Origin of the sequence: Larkinella bovis, assembly GCF_042655385.1 — a bacterium.
Classification (GTDB): Bacteria; Bacteroidota; Bacteroidia; order Cytophagales; family Spirosomataceae; genus Larkinella; species Larkinella bovis.
Window position 1 is genome coordinate 300993 of the sequence record NZ_JBHSMA010000004.1, and the last position, 20116, is coordinate 321108.

Genomic DNA, 20116 nt, shown 5'->3' on the forward strand with positions numbered 1-20116 from the left:
AATGTAAATAACTTTGGTAATAATATACTAATTAACACTGGTCACCAAAAAAGAAAGCCCGGAAGTTCCGGGCTAATTCATGTATAGGCATTGTCCTAATACGTATAGTTCGGTTGGGTTGTATACAAATTTGCCTTCATAATGCGGATGTTATGTCATTAAGCTTAAAAGCTACTTATAACCTCATTTCAAAAGCCGTTGATGCACTACGGCAATACATCCATTTAATTCTTCTTTGCCTTCTTTCTATCGTCAGCCTTTAGTTGAGTCGCTCCATCCAACTTACTCCTGAAATTGGCGATACTGGTGGGATGTATTACATTAAGTGTGTCAGGTTCATAAATTGAGTTTAAGCCGATCGCCAAAGATAATTGACAGTTGGGCTAACGTTTGATTCCAGTTGTGTACCGGCTTGTTCCATTTACTGGTGATATTTTCCTGTACTAAGAACAGCAGTTTCATCAGCGCTTCATCGGATTGGAAGGCGCCTTTTGATTTGGTAACCGCTCGTAATTGGCGATGGAAGCCTTCAATGATGTTCGTCGTATACATGATCCGGCGGATGTCTTTATTATACTGAAAATAGTTCGACAAACGGGGCCAGTTCCGACGCCAGGATTCAATGACTTTGGGATAGCGCAGGCCCCAGTTACTTTCAAGTTGATCCAAATACCGTTCCGCTCCTTCTTTGGTAGCCGCTTTGTAAACCAGTTGCAGGTCTTTCATAAACGGTTTGACATCTTTATGGGAAAGGTATTTCTGTGAATTACGGATTTGGTGGACAATACAGAGCTGGACTTCAGTATGTGGAAAGATCGTTTCAATCGCTTCGGCAAAGCCCTGAAGGTTGTCGATGCAGGCAATAAACACATCTTCCACACCCCGGTTCTGGAGGTCTGTCAATACCTGCAACCAGAACTTAGCTCCTTCATTTTCACCGACATATAGGCCTAATAGCTCTTTATAGCCTTCCTGGTTGAGGCCAATAATGCAGTAAATGGCCCGTGTAACAACCCGGCCTTCATGACGTACCTTGTAGTGAATAGCGTCCAACCAGACAAAGGGATAAACTCGTTCCAGTGGCCGGTTACGCCATTCCTGAATCAAAGGCAGAATTTTATCCGTCACCCGGCTGATGGTAGCCGTTGATGCCTCCAAGCCGTACATATCCATCAGATGGTCTCGAATGTCACTGTAGGAGGCTCCTCGAGCATAGAGGGCGATGATTTGTCGATCTAAATCAACGCCTAAGGTACGCTGACGTTTGGCAACCATCTCGGGCTCAAAGCTACCATTGCGGTCGCGTGGAGTAGCCAGTTCGACTGTGCCCAGGGAAGTCTTGAGGTCTTTCTTCCCCTTTCCATTCTTGCGGTTAGGCGTTTGGTCTTCCTGTAGATGAGCTTCCAGTTCGCCTTCCAGACTCTGTTCCAGAAACTCTTTCAAGAGTGGGGTTAAGACGCCATCCCGGCCCAGAAGGCTGTCACCGGCCTTCAATCGGGCTGCGGCATTCTTCTTGAATGCTTCAAAATCAAAGGTTTGCTTGTCCATAAGTTGTTAGATGTAAGGTAGTCATTTCCTTTCATCTGACACACTTTATGTAATACTCTCGTCGTCACTCAGGACACACGAATCTGCGTAAATGATGTATTGCTCGGCTTTTGTCCGGATTGTACTCAGTAAGTCGTAATCAAGCGTGGTAACAGACTCCGGTTCGTAGCAGAAGTAGTATGCTGTGCCTTCATAGACACCCAGGCGGTAAGGTTCGTCGGAGGGCTCATCAGCCACGGTACCTTTGGTTTCAGTAAACCAGATATACTGCCGGATTTTATCAGTGCTAACGGCCGGATTTAGATTGCCGTCGTCGTCAAACAGCCGTTCGCCAAGCGTGTAAAAGTTGAAGCTGCCACCGGTGCCTTCTTTATCACCGTATCCTTGCATAACCCGACGTACCCGCTCAGCGGTAATGGTTTCAGCGTATTCTTCCATTTCTACTAATATGAACTGCCTATTGCCGCTGATTCCTTTGTTAAGATTCAACACGGCTTGTGCAGTTGTACCACTACCAGCGAAAGAATCTAATACTATATCACCATTATTTGAAGCTATATGAATGATTCGTTCAAGTAAACGAACTGGCTTTGGGGTATCGAACGCTGTTTGAGTCCCATAAATTGATTGAATGTCTTTCTTCGCTTCATCAGTATGACCTACTTCTTCATGATTCCACCAAGTCCAAGGTACAAGCCCTTCAACCTCACTCAAATATCGGATAATACTTGGTTGCGCATTCCCATCCTTTCCAAAGTATATTCTACCCTCAGCTAAAAGCTGTTTGTAGTTCTCCTCGACAGTAGACCAGCATCTTCCCTCTGGAGGATTATGAACGACGCCTGTCGGAGTGGTTATGGGATACATTTGATTAGCCCTGTATCCTTGCGCTGTCATTGGTATTGTTCTGTAACGGCCTTTAGGATCATTGGTTGGATTCTTATATATTTTGGCCTGATCTTCCGTTAAGGCGACTTTATTTCTTGATTCTTTAAAAGCCAGAGGGTTTTTCGCATACACTAAAATGTACTCATGAGCATCTCCAATTGCTTCTCTATTTTCTCTGGAATACCTCTTTTGCCATACGTTACAGGCGATGAACTTATTTCTTCCGAAAATTTCATCCATTAATAATCTTAACGAAGCCACTTCACTATCGTCAATTGATATCCAGATACTTCCATCACTTGACATCAATTTTTGTAATAATTTCAATCTCGGGTACATCATACATAGCCACTTATCGTGTCGGCTGAGATCCTCGCTCTCCTTCCCTACGACTTGCCCTAACCAGCGTTTAATTTTGGGGTCATTCACATTGTCGTTATAAACCCAGCCCTCATTGCCGGTATTGTAGGGGGGATCAATGTAGATGCATTTTACTCGTCCTTCGTACTGAGGCAATAGAGCCTTTAAGGCTTCTAGGTTGTCACCGTGAATAATCAGGTTTTGCCCTTGAGTGTTGATCGTTTCGGAATTTTCTTCAGTCTTGTCGGCTGTAAACGTATATTGATGATCGAGTACGCGAAAGGGGACGTCGTGGTGGTGGTTAACAACTTTCTCTTTTCCAATCCAGTGTAAACTTGGCATGATGGGCAGCAGCGGGTAACAATTAATTCAGATTATCAAAAGTACCATAACCCAGGAAATTTGCCTGTTTTTCTGAAGATCTTTTAGCTGTTCATCACTATATTGAATGCCGTTATACCCGTCTTTTATGCAATTCACTGAGTTAATTAGTACGTTAGAAGGGCTTCATCAGCAGCTTAGTCAGCAGGTGGCTCGTCAGGCCGATCAATTATTGACCCTTCGCAACTATTTGTTTGGATTTTATATTGTCGAGTTCGAGCAGCATGGCACTGATCGTGCTACTTATGGCCAACAACTGCACAAACGCTTATCCATTGAACTGCAAAAATATGGTATTAAAGGTGCATCTGACCGTTCCCTGCGTCAGTATCGCCAGTTTTACCTAACCTATCCTCAAATTTGGCAGACGCTGTCTGCCAAATTCAAACTACGTGATTTCGAGCTCATTCGTCCGAGGGATGAAAACCGAGACGTAGGAACTGATCAAGACTTACCCGCGCTTGATCCCGCCCTTATGCTAGACCGGCTAACTTACTCGCATTTTGTCGAACTGCTAAAAGTAGATAATCCATTATTACGCCGATTTTATGAAGTCGAAGCGCTGAAAAACAATTGGAAGGTCCATGAGCTGAACCGGGCGATCACGACGCTGCTAGCTGAACGTACCAGCCTATCAACCGATAAAGCAGCCCTAATCGCTCGTATACAGGAGAATCAACCAGCTGGTCTGGAGGATTTAATCCGGAATCCGTACTTGCTGGAATTTCTGGGTTTACAGGAAAAACCAGAGTACACAGAAAATGATCTTGAAAAAGCCATCATCGACAATCTGCAAGACTTCTTGCTTGAGTTGGGACGAGGATTCTGCTTCGAGGCCCGGCAAAAGCGCATCAGTTTTGGTAACCGACACTACCGAATCGACCTGGTTTTTTACCATCGGATTTTGAAGTGTCATGTGCTGATCGATCTTAAAATTGGTGAGTTTGACCACGCAGACGCTGGGCAGATGACGGTGTACCTAAACTACTACAAGGCTAATGAAATGAGTGCTGGTGATAATCCGCCGGTTGGAATCATTCTTTGCGCTAGTAAAGACAGTTCTCTAGTGGAATATGCTACGAGCGGATTAGCTAATGAAGTATTTGTATCGCAATATCTAGCGGAATTGCCTGATAAAGAACAACTGAAGGCTTTAATCGAGAGAGAAAGCCAAGGTTTTAAAGCATAATTTTTAGGCATCTTTTGACCCTGTCCGCAGCTACAGCTTATGTAACTGCAGGTTGTGTTGTAGATGAGGCCATATACTGCTGGAATAAGGTCTTAGCGTACTCCCGACCAAAATGACGAATCAGCGGACGATTCATCAAACATAAAAACCCATATGCTACGCCACAAGCTATAAATATAGTTGTTCGACCCTCTAAATACCGATTCAAAAAATAACCGATTACAGAAAATCCCGTTGCCAACAATGCTCCACCCATCAAATTCCGCATGAACCCATAAGCAATATTACGCCGGCGAACCATCTTGTTTTCTCGAACCCGCTCTTTTATGCGTGAAACAGCTTCAACGATCCAGCGTCGGGCTTCCAAGGGGTCTGCCTGCTCCTCCTGCTGGTTAAGTAAGGTGATACTAAAATCTGTTTTTATTCGGAGATGAATGGCGTTTTTAACGCCTTTACCCATTTCCTGATTTTGATATAAAAGCATATTGGTCGTCGAGAGCTGTTCTTCAAGGGGTTGAAAAAGCATTTTTGACAAGTAAATGTTAATTTGGATTAGCAGAAAGGAAAGTGAAGCCCAAAACAGGGCTGGAGTAACCTGAACGGTTTCCCATATTGTTTTAACCGTCTGAATGTCCACACCCACCTGTTTGGCAAAAATGTCAGCTATAATAGCCAGTGGAATCGATGTTAATAAAGCTGGAGCATATTGGGCTGACCAGTAGTATTGATCAAATTTGGGGATCATGCCGGTGTGATTTGGGATTCGACAAAATAAAACATTCGGCCAGCCGGATGAATGCTACAGGATGCTTGGCCTTGACTATCTAAAATGATCATGACGGGTTCAGATGTCATATACTCTTTTTGTTGAGCAATGCTACTGAGACTTTTTAAGTCGGTAGAACTTGGTTTATTATCTCCAGTAGGGTGATAATGCCACTCGCCTAGATAAACCCATCTATTCCGCTCGTATTGATCATCTAAGAACTGCTGACAAAACTGAATATCTTTCTCAAAGAACCTTGGCTGTTTTATCGCCTTGGGACCGGGGCCGGATGCCGCCTTAATTTGAACAGTTCCTGCTTCATCTTTGTAACCGACCAATACCCCGCCGGTTTCAATGCGTCTATCCTGGGCAATCTCGTCACGCATCGTGGTCAAAATAGGATTAGGAAGGGATAGGTTAAACGGATGTTGCTCATTACAGTATGGACAGGCTGGGTTGGGTGGTAACCACCCGCGCTGCAACGTGAAAGGCTGAGCCCCGAGCGTCGGTACGTCCGGCTCGGTCGACCAGAGCCAGTGATTTTCATCTTTTGGTAGCCGGTCTTGAAGGTGATCCAGCAACAACCGGCTTGTCAACGCCGAAATCAATTTTAAGTCAGCCGCGCTGGCCGGTCGCACTGGATTATTACATTCATTAACGATCGTAGGCAAAGATGGATCTTCGACCAAAACAACAAAACGGGGATCGCCCGCTGCGGCATATAAACTCAAGCAATGAAAACACGCATCCTGCCCGGGTATAACACGGAAGATTCGGGCCGCTTTACCACCTCGTAGAGCCCGTGCGTAGAATATGGTGTGCCGACTAATCACCGCTTGTTCATTAAGATAACCTTCTACGTTATCGTCTGCGATTGTGGAAAGACCTACGGCTCCCATCTCCATATACTCGTTGATTGGAGTTACTAGAACGTTAAGGCCGTACCGAAAAATTGAAATAAAGGGGTTATGTAGCAGCAAGTGCATACCCGTCAGTTGAACCTTAGCTTGGCCCAATTCTTCAAGACCACCCAAGTGCCTCACCACGTTGTGAGCATGCAGAATTTCCTTATCTACTAGCGTAACAGTCCCGACGCCTGCTTTACCAATGGCATCCGCCACCTCACTGCCCAAAGAACCACAGCCAAGTAAAACCAGATGGTGAGCTTGCAAAGCAGTCCTATCCGCCCGGCCCTGGTTTCGTAAATGGAAAGAGGTATCACTTAGTAGTTCTGACCGGATAGCGGCTAACTGATCGTAACTCCCTTCCAGCATCTGCCCCAGTAACTCGGGCGTAAATTCGCCAATTAAGGTATGGGCCGTTTGGGTGTTCTTCGTAAGTCGAAACAACTGCCACTCTAACTCACCCCGCCGGTTTGCATATCGAACAGCAATGTCAATGTAATCCGGAAGTCGCTTAATTTGCTCACCGATTACGTTAAAAAGCCGCTGATACCCATACTGACGGTCGCCATTGCCGAGCAATTCTACAAATTCACCGATATCGGCAAAGGGCGTGGGCTCGTGATCCAAATGAAACCAGTGACCACGCAGTAAACGACCCGACTCAATTTCCTGATCGATAACCGGCCGTTTCGTTTCCAGATCGGCCTCCGTTTGAATTACTTCCGGAAGAAAAGAGTGCCATTCATTAATTGATCGGGTCACAAACAAACCCGCTTTGTTTTGATTCCGGATAAATAAGCCCCGGTAGATGGTCTTCTCGGTTAAGTAAAGGGTTCCTTTTGGGATGTAGGTTACTCGCACGGCATAAAAATCTCCCTGTTCTACGCTAGCATCCAGATATTCGGGGGGATATAATATTTCCACCGAAGTTAATTTCTGGCGGAAGTGCGTATACAATTCAACCTCCGAACTGTCAGGTGGAAAGACTCCTGTCGTTAGGCCAGCCAACCAATCCCGTACCCGGTGTAAGACTTGATCAATCGGGTAAAACTTGGCGACATTATCCAGGTAATCCGCTTCTAAAACGCACAGCTCCCCTGTCGGCATTTGATGGCGCCGGTAAAAGAACTGAACTTCATCCGCTAATTGATCCGCTAAGGCCGCAAACGTTCCAGCAGCTAACGTTTTTAGGCGTTCAGCCGAGAGCGGTCGTTGAAGTAAGAACACCGAGGGCAGCGAATAAGGAGTTGATTCGCTATAAGCAATGAGAACAGCGTAACGAAGGATGTGCTCTCCCCGGACGAGTACTTCGCCCGTGGAAAGAAAGAGGTTGTCAAGGACCTGATAATGTTCTTGGTAGTTAGCATCCTGCTTTAAACGGACGCTCTCCTGCCGAAAATAGTCTGGATGCCTTTTAAACCACCACATACCCACTGCCCATTGGTTGACGATCGATCCGAGTTCCGTGTGATCCGACGTAAGCGACGCTGGCCATTCGATCCCGCAGGGATTCTTCTTTCGGTGGATTTTTGTCAGTATCATCCGTGCCGTAGGCTTCGACCAAACGCTTATCTACCTGAATATCCATCGTGCCATCATCGGTAATGTCCACGATGACGCAAATTTTTTGACCGCCTTTGTAATCTCCCAAATGAAATATCCCCTCTTCGTCAATATGCTGTCGATAAATCGCCATCGCTTCATCATCCGGATGTTTATGGGGACTATCAGTTTGTTTAGGTGCGCTAACAATCAAGTAGGCCGGCTGCATTTGTTTAAGGTGAGCATCATACACCTCCTCGTCTTCCCGACTGTCCTTAAAAAAAGTATAGGAGCCATGGTGACTTGCACTTAATATATTAGTGGGCAGCTTATTAAAATGATAAGTAGTAATATGGTCTTGCCAAGCAGTTTTGTCTGAATCGCCAGTAATTAAAATGTGCTTGGGATTGCGACCGTACGAAAATTTGATGACCCCACACTGCTCGTGAATCCGCCGGTTGCGCGCATCGCCTTCTTCTTCGGCAATGTCATCACACAAGTACTCCGACGGCGAAAGCACCACGTAGTCAATTAACCCCAATGGTTTGATCACCTCCGTGTCGTCGGTTCGACGGATTTTGTTTATATCATCCGTTCCTTTTAAGTGATACTCATTGGCTTTCCCCACTTTTCCCAGTACGTAACGCAACTCCGCATACGCATCCTGGTGTTTACCCGCCGGTTTATGGTTCGAGTGCCATACCTCTGTGATGCCAATTTCATCATAAATGCCCCTTATCCCGCCTACATGATCGTCGTGTGGATGAGTGTTTATGAATACATCGATCTGACCACCATCGACAAACAGGTCTTTAAATAAAGCGACTAAATCCACTTCTCCCGGTTCTTTATCCCAGTCTGAGTCCACGAGTATGAATTGGTAATCGCTAGTTTGTGGCCCCGTGGGAATGACCATCAAGGTTGATTCACCCTGGCCCGTGTATAAAAAAATCGTACGGAAAATACCGGGTAATTTGGGTATGATTACGTCTTGCGCAGTATTTAGCATAAGGATGTAAATATTTTAAGATTAAAAGTATATTTACTTATAAGAATACCGAACCGTGACAAAGGTCCTTGTCACGGTCTTTACTTTAATTAGAGAAGAACTTCTTGTCCCACCATGAAGCTACTTAACCAAAAGCCTAAGACCATTCTGGATGATCCTGATGAGGATTTATTGATAATTATGTCAATGGTGGATGATCCATCAAATCGGGAAAAAGCTTTCCAGGAATTCTATAATCGATATGCTCAGTTTTTGTATAATTATATTTGCCGAATCGCCAACAACCAGTTAACCATTCATGAAATGGTCGACATATTTGATCAGACATTTTTAATCATTTATCAAAAAAGTGGACAATTTGATGCTCGGGGAGAGAGTGACTCTAATATAATTCGAATTAAAATCCAGGGTTGGCTAGCCCGAATTATAAAAAATGTCTTTTTAAAATACATAGAAGAAAGATGGAGTACTCCGACGGAATCGCTTGATTTTGAAAATGATTACGTAGACGAATCAACCTTAGAAGAGGAGGAAGAGCAAATAACGTATTCTTATCAGTTGGTTGATCAAGCTTTGAATCAGTTGCCAGAGCGGGAACGACATATGCTAGTTACCTATTTACAGTATTACAAGAAGGGGAACGGCAATCAATCGCTTAATCTTCCGGATGAAATATTAAAGGCACTATGCAAGCGTTATGGAACTACTCCCGGCTACTTTCGACAGATTGTAAAGCGCAGTAAGGATAAAGTCGATCAATACGTAAGAGCCCATTATAAACCCGAACTGGATAAAAGCCATGCAAAACGAAAATAAACGGCCAGACCAGGCAATGAATGAACCGATCAATCCCAGTTTGCTTTGGTCACTTAAGGTCCATGGTTTTCTTTTTCCAGAAACGGATGAGGAGGTAGAAGCATTTCGTATAAATCACCTATCCAATCCAGATCCTCTACCTGACTTTCTGACAGACCCAATGGCTATATTCAATCGGCCAAGACAGCAACCTAGGATCGAGCCAAAATGGGATGCATCTTCGGAAATTGGTTCAATCTTGGCAATGGCAGCTCGTGAAGGAGGAGATATACCAGAGGATGTTTTAAAACAAATGGAACAAGACCGGCAGGAGGCTCTCAGAAGGAAAAAATCATGAGCAGTTTTTTATACTGGAATGCCCGACAGCGAGTAGTGGCGGAATTAGCAGAAACAATCTCAACAGGTTATTTTAAACGTGCCCCCATAGATCCAGCCCTCATTGCCGACGAAGAAGGAATAACTTATTGCTGTGGTTACTACCAAAATGCTTTCGATGGTTTATTGCACTATCAGGATGGACGTTTTCATATATTTCTAAATCTAAATCGGTTAGAAGCCTACGAAAAACCACGCACGCGCTACACCTTTGGCCATGAACTAGGTCATTATTTCATGGATGATCATCGCTATGCTCTCCAAAATGGGAAGACGCCCTCTCACCCCTCGTTTAATCACCTTTTTCAAAAAAATCCAGTGGAACAGGAAGCGGATTATTTTGCCTCTTGCTTACTGATGCCCTCTGGTCTATTCCGCCAACAATGTTATCGGTTGCCCTTGTCGGAGACATTACTCGTTACTTTGGCAAATCATTTTCAAACCAGTATTTCGAGTGTAATTTTCAGGTACTTTAATTTGAACCAGTATCCAATGGCTATCATTATTTCGAAAAATGGTTTGATCAATCGGGTTATGGCAACAATAGACTTTCCATTTCGCAAAAAGCCGGTAAAAGATAGCCCTGTCCCCCCCTCGACGGTTGCAGGAGAGTATTTTTATCAAAACAAAAGTTACAACTCGGCTGAAATTTTATATGCTGATGATTGGTTTTCAGATGATACAGCCAGTTCCCAACAGATTTTTGAGAAATGCTATTATATAAAAAGAAACTCTATATTGAGTATAATATGGAAGAGAAATGGATAGTATTACAAATGCGTAAAATTTAGTATTTTTAATACATACAAAGTTGAGCTTATTTCGTATTGAACATTTGAAACGTTAATTATAAGACTTTTGATGAAGATAAATAGTATTATTAAAAAGCAAAGAATTGACAATGTTCTCAATTCATCTAAAGAATTGCCTTACGAGGAGAAAATGAGTAGGATATATGATTTTCTTCGAGAAGAAGAAAATGAAAGAAAGGCCGAACATGATGATATCGGTGCATTTATAGAAACAAAGAAAGAATTGCCTTCTAAACAACGAGCTTTCGAATTAATTAACTTTTATTATAATAAATATGCAAAAAATTTTGGTGATAATGAGTACATAGTATTTTTAATCAGTAGAGGAGTTGAATTTAGACATTATCAATCGTCCATCAGCTCAGTATGGAGACAAATTTCAATTGATAAGATTAAGGAGGTGAGCTTTTCATCAACCAATTTACAAACCGGAGAATATATTGAAGTTGAAGTAAATGAAAATATTGATTTAGAATCCATAGAAGTAGAAAAATCAGATACATTTCACGTACCGGATTTTTGGTTTGGTGATAGAAATGAAAGACAAACTATTGATGCAACTATGATTAGAGTAGCTCAGTGGTGTAATATTTCAGGTTTTGACCCTTATTGGCGTAGACTTTTCCATGAAACAGATATAGCAACTGTCTTCCAGACTGAAGATAGATATATGCAGTTACAATGGTTGTATTCTATGTGCCGATCGGAGAAAGCAATTAATCTGATGCAATCTAAATTACAACTTTCACTTGACATTTTAGCGTTAGGCGATTATAAAATTGGGCTGCCATGGAGGTTTAATAGTTACCATCATAAAACTGGTGATAGAATACCTTCTACTTCAACGTTTATAGCTGCTAGTTTAATATTTTGTATAATTAGATTAGGTCAAAAAGAAAAATATAAAGAACTGTTAGCTAGTGCTAAAGAATTTGTACTTAGAGCACAGGGAGAAAAAGGGGGATGGAAAGCTTGTTCATTTTATAAAAAACCTTCTATTGAAACTACGGCATTATGCATCCATGCATTGGCATTATTAAACTATGATGAATGCCTATATGCTATAAAAGAAGGAGCAAATTGGCTCATTGGAGAACAAGACCCATGGGGGCTTTGGTTTGAAGATTCAAATTATTTTGTAAGTTCTCCTTTCTTAACTGTACTTGTACTAGATTCTTTGGAGATTAGTGATGGAAATACCAAAAGCTTAACTTTTGACTTTGATTTTCAGATACAACAGTTAGCAGTTGGAAAACCTGCTGTCCATATAGAGAATCAATATGTATTTCACCAACCGCAAATTGGAGTTGTAGGTACTAGAGCAATCGCAAAAGAGAATAGTTTTCGACAACTCATTAGTGCTGATAACAGATTAAATAGTCTTATTTCTGAGTTAGAAGTACTCATACAACGCACTAAAGAAAAAGCACAGGAACCAGAAGAATTTATAGCCTTAAGTGAGGTTGCAAAAGCTTACAAGGCAGCTTCAATAGGTAATCTAGACGCAGCCAAAGAATTGTTAATTGCATCTGGAGAGAGTACAGTTGGATTAGCTAAAGAATTAAAACTTGATAATATTTTAAAATTGTTAGAATAATATCAATTAGGATGCTGAAAAAGGCTAAGCAAAAAGTACAATTTACAAGTCTTCACATTTAAAACGTGCTCAATTTAATTGAGCACGTTTTAAATGTGAATTTATTCGTTTGAAAGGTTAAGCACCAATTTGTTTTTTTATGAGATCAGTCACGATATCAACACCAATATCTTTTGCAGTAGTAAAAACCCATGTGCCCGCTGCTTTCAAATGTTTTATTACTTGATTACCATCTTGTTGTTTTGAGGCATCCTCTGCTTTTGAAACTTCTAAAACCGCTTCTAATTCTTCGGAAGTTTCTGCTTTTCTTTTGATCTCTGATTTTAAGATAGAAAGTTGTTGGCTGAGTTCCGAAAAGTTGATATCAAGAGGTAATTGATTGTTGACTTGCTGAAAAGTGTTATTGGACGCAGTAGCATGTGATCCAACGGCGCCAATTTGCGAATTATTAAATGTATTTTCGTCTCCCATGACTAATTTATTTATAGTTAACTGAAATTCACTACTAAACGCTTTGTTTTTAAATTCAATACACATTCTAATTATAGAATTTCCATATCTATTATTTAATAATCTTTCATAACAGTTATTTTCAATACTACTACATAGGTAATAACCTTTTTGTAATACTCTATTAAAAGACGCCAAATTATTGTTAAAATCTAACAGGCATCCATAACTTGAATTATGTGTTTCTAAATTAGTGTGAACAACAATTATTGAAGATAGAATCAAATGTAAAATAGAATGTTTTTGAATTAAATAGTTGTACTTATCCTCTAATACATTTCCATCCAAATATTTAAGTGATATTAAAACGACGCAGGAAGGAGTTTCGCTTGACTTTGTACCTGCTATAAATAGATTGCTTAGGCCAAATTTTGATGCCCTTAATTCTCCATTATAAAAAGCGATTAGTAAGTCATCCTTCTCATAACCTTGCTTACTCCGTTTATTATCTAAGTAATAAAGCCCTTCATCATATTCTAAAAATGGTTTCACTAACGGACTATTTATATCTTTAATAGGTGGTAAAAGATAAAAGCTGAAATCCGATTGACACGAATTTGCAATATTTATTGCGTCCCTGCAAACTGCTTCAGTTTTATGATCTGATACCAAAATTACATTCTTCAAGGAATAGGCTTTTCTATTAATTTAAAAACAAATATATAAATAAACAATATTTAGTAAATATGAAACAACTTTTAATATTAATAAATTTTAAATATGATAGTTTTTCGTCATCAATGCATCAAAACTAAAATTAAATGAAATCATGTTCAAGTTAACATAGTACATTTGTCTCAGAACTCCAACTTCTTTATTTTGAGCATCTTAGATAATTAAATAGCCACCAGGGTGTGCAAGTCAGCAGTTAAAATAAGTAAACCCCATTTATTATGATCTGACCCACACTGGTCAATTTTGCAATCTTGGCCACCCCATAGGAAAACCTACCTTGTATTCTTAGTAGCAAGCTATCTTAAATCTTGGAACCTTACCAGGTTATAAACCTAAAGGGCCACCCCGTTGCGCTTCGGTGAATTTCGACGGTTGACCTCAGCCCTAAAAACTGGACTGTATTAAATACGGATTTTGGGACGGCTCACCGCTGCAGGGATTTGAATAAACTATAATAGACAAATTGATATGAAGAAACAGGCACTGGCAATATATAGCTTTCAGTTCAATTTTGCTTGTACACAAATTCACTATATTTAAGTTTTAACAAAAGCAGTTTTTGCATAAACAATTCTCTTATGCCACATCAAGTTGATTACCTATACTCTATTGAAGTTTTATAACAAATGCATGACGCTGGTAGTGGCTTTGTGATATTCTTCTAATTTTTCGACAAGTGAGGTGTTCCACGGAGTTGGGCAGGCAAGCTTCCATCTTATTACAAGGCTTAAACGCACGTTTAAGCCTTGTAATATTTGCCGTTTTTTCATATTTTAGAGTGTTTCAAATTTATGAGCTGTGATAAGACAGGAGTTAATTCAGGCATATTTCGATATTCATGATGTGCTGTTCAAACTTGTATCAACAACGGACAAGGCGTTGCGCCCGCAGGGGCCGCGTTCGCAAATAGAAGAGCATGGCGATGGCCTTATGCAAAAAGCCTTGCTTCATGCCACAACGATACGAAGGTCCCTGGATAAAGGTTATTATTATTCTAAGTTAGAAGAAAGGCTAATTGAGTACCAGTTGGATTCAATTACAACCATGACAACAATAAGGTCAATGTATGAGGCTATGTTAACCTTTAACCATATATACATAAATCCACCAACCTTAGAGGAAGTACAGATGCGGTTTTGGTTATGGGTCATTTCTTCCGCCATATCGAAAAAAGGCTTGACTCCTGATGTGTTCTCTCCTGATACCGAGGATACAAAAGATGTAGATTACCAACTTCAGAAAATCGTTGAATTGCTAAGAAATTCTCGAATTTTTTCCACGCTCGGTCAAAAAAGTCAACAAATCCTACAAAATAAATTGTGCGCAACACCAAGTGGTAAGTGGGAATATTTTATTGCAAATGGAGATTTACAATGGGCTGAAGGAATAAAAGGACTGGTGAGCCGCTTGACTGTTCGACCTAAAATTTTTGATAACATTTATAAGGTACTCTCTTTAGACACTCATGCAACATTTGAAAGTATTAATAATATGCTGTACCCTGATCGTTTACCTCCGAGTAGTGACACCAGCAATTCTGACGATAGAGATGGAGTCATTACGCTCGCTATGATAGTTCTAGTCTTGTTGATCCATGACTATTGCACTTTTTTTAAAGGAGTACGGCAAACCTTCAATCAACTTCCAGAAAAATACAAGTTAACCGTGAATAACTTCATTGAACAAGTAAAAGGCCCTGAATTTCAACTGTGACCTAATATGGCAAAGAAAAGAGCAACTAGTGGTAATAGCCTTCAAAGGTATGTAGCCTATTACCGGGTTTCAACCGAGAAGCAGGGTCGCTCCGGATTGGGACTTGAAGCCCAGAAGCTGGCCGTGCTTGGGTTTACACAAGGGTTACCGATTGTCGCAGAGTTTACCGAGGTGGAGTCCGGAAAGAAGAATCAGCGGGTACAGCTGCAATTGGCCATTGATACAGCAAAGAAACAGGGTGCAACGTTGATTATTGCCAAGCTCGACAGGCTGAGTCGCAATGCTGCTTTCATTTTCACCCTTCGGGATTCAGGAGTCAATTTTCAGTGCGTCGATATGCCCGATGCCAATACGCTGACCATCGGGATCTTTGCGACGCTGGCCCAGCACGAACGCGAGCTGATCAGCGGACGAACCAAGGCAGGCCTGCATATCAAAAAGCTACAGGGTATAAAGTTGGGTAGCCCGGAAAACCTGACGGCCGAGGCTCGGTTGAAAGGAACCGAAGCAACCAGGCGTAATGCTACCCAAAATGAAAATAGCCGTCGGGCCTCCGCTCTGATCGCGGAGTGGAAGGCGCAGGGAAAAACGTACGCACAGATTGCGGATCGGCTAAATGAATTTGGATTTAGAACTCCCAGGGGTTGTCCGTTTCAGGGTACTCAGGTTATGCGGATTCACCAACGCGACAAAAACTTATAAAAAAGGAAATATTCAGTTAATTATAGGAAAATGAAACCGGCAAATAAGACATCAACAATGCCTCCTTTTAATCACCTAGGTGAGTACAATCATAGGCCTTTCTTGTATCTACTAAGTAAGATACCAACGGTATATACAACAAGAAATCATTCTATATGCACCGAGTATTGGTCAACTATACCGGTTGGCCTTTATGAAGGAGACGAAGCTTTTAGACTTGTTGATGACTATTATGATGTGGTTATTGAAAAGATAAAAGACATAGTTTCTAAACAATCTATAATTTATTGGAAACACCTTAGTCGTTCCTATAAACTAGATACATGGGGGGAAGACAAGCAAGGGTACACGGTGTTTAACTGCCGAGAGTTTTTAGATGCCTGCATTCATACTTATGGCAAAACAGGCCTGTGCGACAAGGTGGCTTATTCAAAAAAAACGGCAATCCACCACGTGTTAAATGGCCTTTTACTGAGGCATGAATTTACCGATGAAAGGAACTTTATTCAAAGATCAGCACCAATGATTGTGTTGACACGATTTAATGCGTTGGATTTAAATAACTACTTCTCACTCTGCAAATTGGTGTATGAACTTTGGAGAATCAGCGCAGCATATAGAACGTTTGGCTTTGGGGGGGCTCTGAGGGTAAACCATGACCCTTACAGGATGTATTGGTTAGACAGAGATGCGGACGAAGAATTTTTGGCAAATAATTTTAATTTAAGGCTAAATAAAGTCAAAACAGTAAGCTCTAGTACTGGAACGGCCTTTAATTCATCGGATCTGGAGGGTGGTTTTTCCGGGATGGTTCCTGTTGTAAACATCTTCAACCAAAAGATTCATGAAAGTTTAATCGAAGCTTATTTCGGAGTCAGAGGTGTTTTTTTAAGGCCAAATCATGTTTACAATCCTTTTTCTATTCAAAATTTTAGAACGGCTCATTTACCTTTCAATGAAGGATTCTTATCAAAGTATAAATTTTCAGTTGACTCTATTTATATAGTAATGTATGCGCTAATGAAAATATTTAGTAATCATAAGATCGGCCGGCGAGATTTAAAGGGATTTGCCCACTTCTTTAATATGGGTTATGCTGAGCCGCTGCCGAAAAAAGTGGTTCTAGATGAAAGTAAGTTAATCCTTGACGCAATCGTTAAAGACAAGTATTGGGACTTATCGGAAGAGCAGCTTCAATCAATTGATTTTGAGAAAGCTTTCGATTTTTTATGTATCCAGGAAAACAGAGACAAAAGAGATGTTCGGTTTGATGGAAATATTGAGCCTATGTTTTTTTCAGACGGCAGTGACAATTATATGATTGATTACGTCTGGCTACGAGATAACTTATTTCATATCTTCAACAAAGTCAAAATCGAGTCAGAAGATTTTAAAGGCGCACTCCTCGAAAAATATTTGGGCATTTCAACTGTTTTTGAATCATCCTCAGGAAGATGCAATAACAAGGATGGTGAAAAGCAAATCGACTTTGCCGTAATAGTTGATAAAATATTAATTATCGCTGAGTGTAAGGCTAAGACGCAGTCATTGGCCATTGCGACAGGAGACCAAAAATCTATTCAGCACAGAATCGACAATGTAATTGACCTGGCGATTAATCAGGCAGACGAAAAGGCGGTCTTTTTAGCTGAAAATCCAATAGGGTATAATTACACTATTGCGCATTTAGATTACATTTTACCCATCGGCGTCTCTGCATTTGAAGAATATCCGCCAAGTAGGGACCTTAAATACTGGATTAATGATTATACTCCTAGAATTTTAAGTGCTTCTGAATTTCAAGCTTTCGTTTCTGAATCAAGAGAGTCTTTCCAAGGGATATACAATTTAATTCCAATCAAAAAGACAATGCCACCAGTATTTGACAACGTATAAAAAAAAGAATTGAGCGATTAAGACTATTACAAAAACCGTTAATAAATAAACTCACAAAACTCAGATGGAATCAATCAGCCATGATCAGAATAAGAACACTTATAAGCATAAATAAACTGGGCGTTCCCGACTTTTTTATCCAACCGATGCCCGCTGTGCCGAGGGTTGGGGAGAAGGTCGACATTGGAAACTTCCTAGATACCGCTCCAGATGTTTACGAAGATCTGCTTGATCAGACTACAGTTGACTGGATTAAAGGGGGTATTCATGAAGTTAAAGACGTGCTTTGGCGCGCAGACAATGAGGGTTATTATGCAGTTCTAGGGTTTGACCGTTGGGATGATTTGCCGTAACGTGCTGCTCTTTAATAAGCTATCAATTTCCAATGACCTACCAGAAACAACCCAACCCTTATATTGGACCAGATGGTCGGATTATTCCAGGCATGGCTGGACTGGCCTCCGTGTTCGCTAAGCAGGAGGATGAAAAGTGGTTAGCATCCTTATCCGAAGAGGAGCGCGCGGAAGAACTTCGCCAGCGCTGGCAGCTGCACGAGCACATGAATATTTCTATGCCTGCGGAGTATAACCTTAAATAACCGCAGCCTGAAGGAGTTAGCCCGCCTGGCGAAGGTGGATCAAAAGATTACCCTTCACCCGCCCAGCATAGTTTTGCCGATAAAGCCCGCCGGCGGATGAAGGAGACCCAGCGATACCTGGACCGTTTTGATCGGGAAGGGTTAGATATAGCGATGGATGCGATGTTTGGGAATGATTTAAGTATAATCTAAATGGTTTACCATCAACATCAACTTACCATCCTTATCGCGTTGAGTATAACAATCTTTAAGTATATCGTTTTCAAGACTAATACTCCAGTCTGTTGCCTGTGTTTTACTTCTGAAATTAAGCCAGCTATTGATTATGGGATCTATGTCGACCTGCGTTAAATAATCTCCTAAGGTGACTCCAGAGGGAATAAAACTAACGGTTCCAAGTGCATTATCAAGACCGGCTAAATCGAAAAGTAGATACAATTGAATCTTCTCTTTTAGCAGGCTTTCTTTTAGATCGTTAAATTGGCTATCAGGATCATCATACAACTTAGTAGCCTGTTCTCTGTTTTCTGGCTCATGGGAAATAATGAATTTCGCCTTCTTTTTATTGTAGGTTGTAAAGTCTGCCGATTGTAACAGGCTAAATATGCACACAATCAAATCATTTTGATTCTGAGCAATCTCATCATTGTATTTAAAGCCCTTCATATGGGTTTTGTACAGCCGGGAAACCTGATGGTTAAAATCTTTTATGATTTCTTCGCCTGTAGTCAATGGTGCTACCAAAGTGTAGTGAAGGCAGGCTTTGAATAATTCAAGTAGCTTAAAAGTATTTTCCTTCTTTGTTAAGATATAATATTTCTTGCTAGGGTCAAGCGTGTAACAATCGTTAACCAAGTTCGCAAGTTCGTCTTTTGACTTTATTGATTTTTTTCCCAACCTCTTACGAGTTTTGCTTACTAACTTATGAAGAGCTTGGTCAGTCAATAATTTAAAAATTGGTGCTTCAATTGAGTTAATGTCACTATTGTCAGAGAAGTATATATTTCCCTCGTCTTGCCTTTGATTTATAACCGTTACAAAATAGTTGATTTCATCAAAACACAACCCTTTGCCTCTTTCAGGATGAGCAATAAAATGGCCTAACTCTTTCGTGAAAGAGTTTTGATCAACGAGTTCGCGCACCTCCATAAGAAGTAATTTAACGTCGTCTTCATCAAAAGTTTTCTGGCCAATTTTGTTAATGTATCCCAGGATGGCGTTCCTCCTTTTTGGGTTAAGCATATCACCGATTAAAGGCTAACTAATACTCAATTCCGACTAAACTATTGGCTGATTATCTTCCTCAGGCAGGGCGTAGTTGGGCCTCTCTTTTTGATTGTAAATACCGATAACGGCTTCCCGGGCTAGTACCCTTGATTTTCTCTCCCCTTTCCAACAAAACTAACTTATAGCTTCCGGTTTACTTCTGCGTGGAAGTAATAAGTATTGATCACTTCCACGCAGAACGCACTAGTCAAATCGTATTAATACTGCCGGAAAGTTGCTACTTGTGATTGCTTTCGGACGGGCAGGCACCGGGTTACCCTGATAACCATAAATTCATTACCGAATTTCTCCCGAGCCTCAGCGCGGCTACTGGCCTGCATGTGATAATGGGTGTTGACCCCTTCAGTGACATAGTCGATCCTATACCATCTTAATTTTCTCATTGTTCAAGTGAGGGAAAGCCACTATTTAATTTTTTGTTTAAGCTGAGATTGTATCAACCCCTATAAAGTTGGAGAGTTTTCTCAAAACAGTTTAGTCCGTTAAGCAACCTTCAGTAGTTATCCACTCGGGTTGATTCTGGAGTTGCTCTGACCGTAATTTCATA

At 41.0% G+C, this 20116-nt stretch carries 17 protein-coding genes; 10 read left to right on the plus strand and 7 right to left on the minus strand.

Annotated features, from left to right (window positions below; genetic code table 11):
* Window positions 1-336: 336 nt before the first annotated feature.
* Both ACFPMF_RS15210 and ACFPMF_RS15215 read right to left on the minus strand, forming a co-directional pair.
* Complete coding sequence (locus tag ACFPMF_RS15210; RefSeq protein ID WP_379846535.1) at window positions 337-1548, minus strand: IS256 family transposase; 1212 nt, start codon at window positions 1546-1548, stop codon at window positions 337-339.
* A 45-nt stretch (window positions 1549-1593) separates the two neighbouring features.
* Entirely contained in the window at window positions 1594-3138 is a 1545-nt protein-coding gene (locus tag ACFPMF_RS15215) for a site-specific DNA-methyltransferase (protein WP_379846538.1), read from the minus strand.
* Window positions 3139-3265: 127 nt separating this feature from the next.
* On the opposite strand from ACFPMF_RS15215, the gene ACFPMF_RS15220 reads away from it, so the two are divergent.
* Window positions 3266-4366: a PDDEXK nuclease domain-containing protein gene (locus ACFPMF_RS15220; protein ID WP_379846541.1), complete on the plus strand. Its 1101-nt coding sequence runs from the start codon at window positions 3266-3268 to the stop codon at window positions 4364-4366.
* A gap of 37 nt (window positions 4367-4403) precedes the next feature.
* On the opposite strand, the gene ACFPMF_RS15225 is transcribed toward ACFPMF_RS15220, so the two are convergent.
* Genes ACFPMF_RS15225 through ACFPMF_RS15235 form a run of 3 tightly spaced genes read right to left on the minus strand, consistent with a single transcriptional unit; the run spans window position 4404 to window position 8588 of the window.
* Window positions 4404-5111, minus strand: a complete 708-nt coding sequence (locus tag ACFPMF_RS15225; RefSeq protein WP_379846544.1) for a hypothetical protein — start codon at window positions 5109-5111, stop codon at window positions 4404-4406.
* Window positions 5108-7465: a ThiF family adenylyltransferase gene (locus tag ACFPMF_RS15230; protein WP_379846547.1), complete on the minus strand. Its 2358-nt coding sequence runs from the start codon at window positions 7463-7465 to the stop codon at window positions 5108-5110. The genes ACFPMF_RS15225 and ACFPMF_RS15230 overlap by 4 nt, the downstream gene beginning before the upstream one ends.
* Entirely contained in the window at window positions 7452-8588 is a 1137-nt protein-coding gene (locus ACFPMF_RS15235; RefSeq protein WP_379846550.1) for a ComEC/Rec2 family competence protein, read from the minus strand. Before ACFPMF_RS15235 ends, ACFPMF_RS15230 begins: the two co-directional genes overlap by 14 nt.
* Window positions 8589-8702: 114 nt before the next feature.
* On the opposite strand from ACFPMF_RS15235, the gene ACFPMF_RS15240 reads away from it, so the two are divergent.
* From ACFPMF_RS15240 to ACFPMF_RS15255, 4 genes are all read left to right on the plus strand, one after another.
* Window positions 8703-9404 carry an RNA polymerase sigma factor gene (locus ACFPMF_RS15240; protein WP_379846553.1) on the plus strand — a complete coding sequence of 234 codons (702 nt, stop codon included), beginning with the start codon at window positions 8703-8705 and terminating at the stop codon, window positions 9402-9404.
* Complete coding sequence (locus ACFPMF_RS15245; RefSeq protein WP_379846556.1) at window positions 9388-9741, plus strand: hypothetical protein; 354 nt, start codon at window positions 9388-9390, stop codon at window positions 9739-9741. The genes ACFPMF_RS15240 and ACFPMF_RS15245 overlap by 17 nt, the downstream gene beginning before the upstream one ends.
* A complete protein-coding gene (locus ACFPMF_RS15250) occupies window positions 9738-10547 on the plus strand; it encodes an ImmA/IrrE family metallo-endopeptidase (RefSeq protein WP_379846559.1) in 810 nt (269 codons plus the stop codon). Before ACFPMF_RS15245 ends, ACFPMF_RS15250 begins: the two co-directional genes overlap by 4 nt.
* 90 nt (window positions 10548-10637) lie before the next feature.
* A complete protein-coding gene (locus ACFPMF_RS15255; RefSeq protein WP_379846563.1) occupies window positions 10638-12188 on the plus strand; it encodes a prenyltransferase/squalene oxidase repeat-containing protein in 1551 nt (516 codons plus the stop codon).
* A gap of 117 nt (window positions 12189-12305) precedes the next feature.
* Here ACFPMF_RS15255 and ACFPMF_RS15260 read toward each other — a convergent pair whose 3' ends face one another.
* On the minus strand, window positions 12306-13325 hold the full coding sequence (locus ACFPMF_RS15260; RefSeq protein ID WP_379846566.1) for a hypothetical protein: 1020 nt from the start codon (window positions 13323-13325) through the stop codon (window positions 12306-12308).
* A gap of 846 nt (window positions 13326-14171) precedes the next feature.
* On the opposite strand from ACFPMF_RS15260, the gene ACFPMF_RS15265 reads away from it, so the two are divergent.
* The 5 genes from ACFPMF_RS15265 (at window position 14172) to ACFPMF_RS15285 (ending at window position 18282) form a co-directional block, all read left to right on the plus strand.
* Window positions 14172-15086, plus strand: coding sequence for a hypothetical protein (locus ACFPMF_RS15265; RefSeq protein WP_379846569.1), 915 nt, complete (start codon window positions 14172-14174; stop codon window positions 15084-15086).
* Between the two features lie 6 nt (window positions 15087-15092).
* Entirely contained in the window at window positions 15093-15788 is a 696-nt protein-coding gene (locus ACFPMF_RS15270) for a recombinase family protein (RefSeq protein ID WP_379846572.1), read from the plus strand.
* 30 nt (window positions 15789-15818) lie between these two features.
* Entirely contained in the window at window positions 15819-17684 is a 1866-nt protein-coding gene (locus ACFPMF_RS15275; protein WP_379846575.1) for a hypothetical protein, read from the plus strand.
* A gap of 80 nt (window positions 17685-17764) precedes the next feature.
* A complete protein-coding gene (locus ACFPMF_RS15280) occupies window positions 17765-18037 on the plus strand; it encodes a hypothetical protein (protein WP_379846578.1) in 273 nt (90 codons plus the stop codon).
* A gap of 32 nt (window positions 18038-18069) precedes the next feature.
* Complete coding sequence (locus ACFPMF_RS15285; RefSeq protein WP_379846581.1) at window positions 18070-18282, plus strand: hypothetical protein; 213 nt, start codon at window positions 18070-18072, stop codon at window positions 18280-18282.
* Window positions 18283-18459: 177 nt separating this feature from the next.
* Here the strand turns inward: ACFPMF_RS15285 and ACFPMF_RS15290 are convergent, their stop codons facing one another.
* A complete protein-coding gene (locus tag ACFPMF_RS15290) occupies window positions 18460-19524 on the minus strand; it encodes a hypothetical protein (protein WP_379846584.1) in 1065 nt (354 codons plus the stop codon).
* Window positions 19525-20116 lie beyond the last annotated feature (592 nt).

Coding starts and splice junctions, on each gene's coding strand:
- ACFPMF_RS15210 (WP_379846535.1), bottom strand. CDS start 1,548: ATGGACAAGCAAACCTTTGATTTTGAAGCATTCAAGAAGAATGCCGCA.
- ACFPMF_RS15215 (WP_379846538.1), bottom strand. CDS start 3,138: ATGCCAAGTTTACACTGGATTGGAAAAGAGAAAGTTGTTAACCACCAC.
- ACFPMF_RS15220 (WP_379846541.1), top strand. CDS start 3,266: ATGCAATTCACTGAGTTAATTAGTACGTTAGAAGGGCTTCATCAGCAG.
- ACFPMF_RS15225 (WP_379846544.1), bottom strand. CDS start 5,111: ATGATCCCCAAATTTGATCAATACTACTGGTCAGCCCAATATGCTCCA.
- ACFPMF_RS15230 (WP_379846547.1), bottom strand. CDS start 7,465: ATGTGGTGGTTTAAAAGGCATCCAGACTATTTTCGGCAGGAGAGCGTC.
- ACFPMF_RS15235 (WP_379846550.1), bottom strand. CDS start 8,588: ATGCTAAATACTGCGCAAGACGTAATCATACCCAAATTACCCGGTATT.
- ACFPMF_RS15240 (WP_379846553.1), top strand. CDS start 8,703: ATGAAGCTACTTAACCAAAAGCCTAAGACCATTCTGGATGATCCTGAT.
- ACFPMF_RS15245 (WP_379846556.1), top strand. CDS start 9,388: ATGCAAAACGAAAATAAACGGCCAGACCAGGCAATGAATGAACCGATC.
- ACFPMF_RS15250 (WP_379846559.1), top strand. CDS start 9,738: ATGAGCAGTTTTTTATACTGGAATGCCCGACAGCGAGTAGTGGCGGAA.
- ACFPMF_RS15270 (WP_379846572.1), top strand. CDS start 15,093: ATGGCAAAGAAAAGAGCAACTAGTGGTAATAGCCTTCAAAGGTATGTA.
- ACFPMF_RS15275 (WP_379846575.1), top strand. CDS start 15,819: ATGAAACCGGCAAATAAGACATCAACAATGCCTCCTTTTAATCACCTA.
- ACFPMF_RS15280 (WP_379846578.1), top strand. CDS start 17,765: ATGATCAGAATAAGAACACTTATAAGCATAAATAAACTGGGCGTTCCC.
- ACFPMF_RS15285 (WP_379846581.1), top strand. CDS start 18,070: ATGACCTACCAGAAACAACCCAACCCTTATATTGGACCAGATGGTCGG.
- ACFPMF_RS15290 (WP_379846584.1), bottom strand. CDS start 19,524: ATGCTTAACCCAAAAAGGAGGAACGCCATCCTGGGATACATTAACAAA.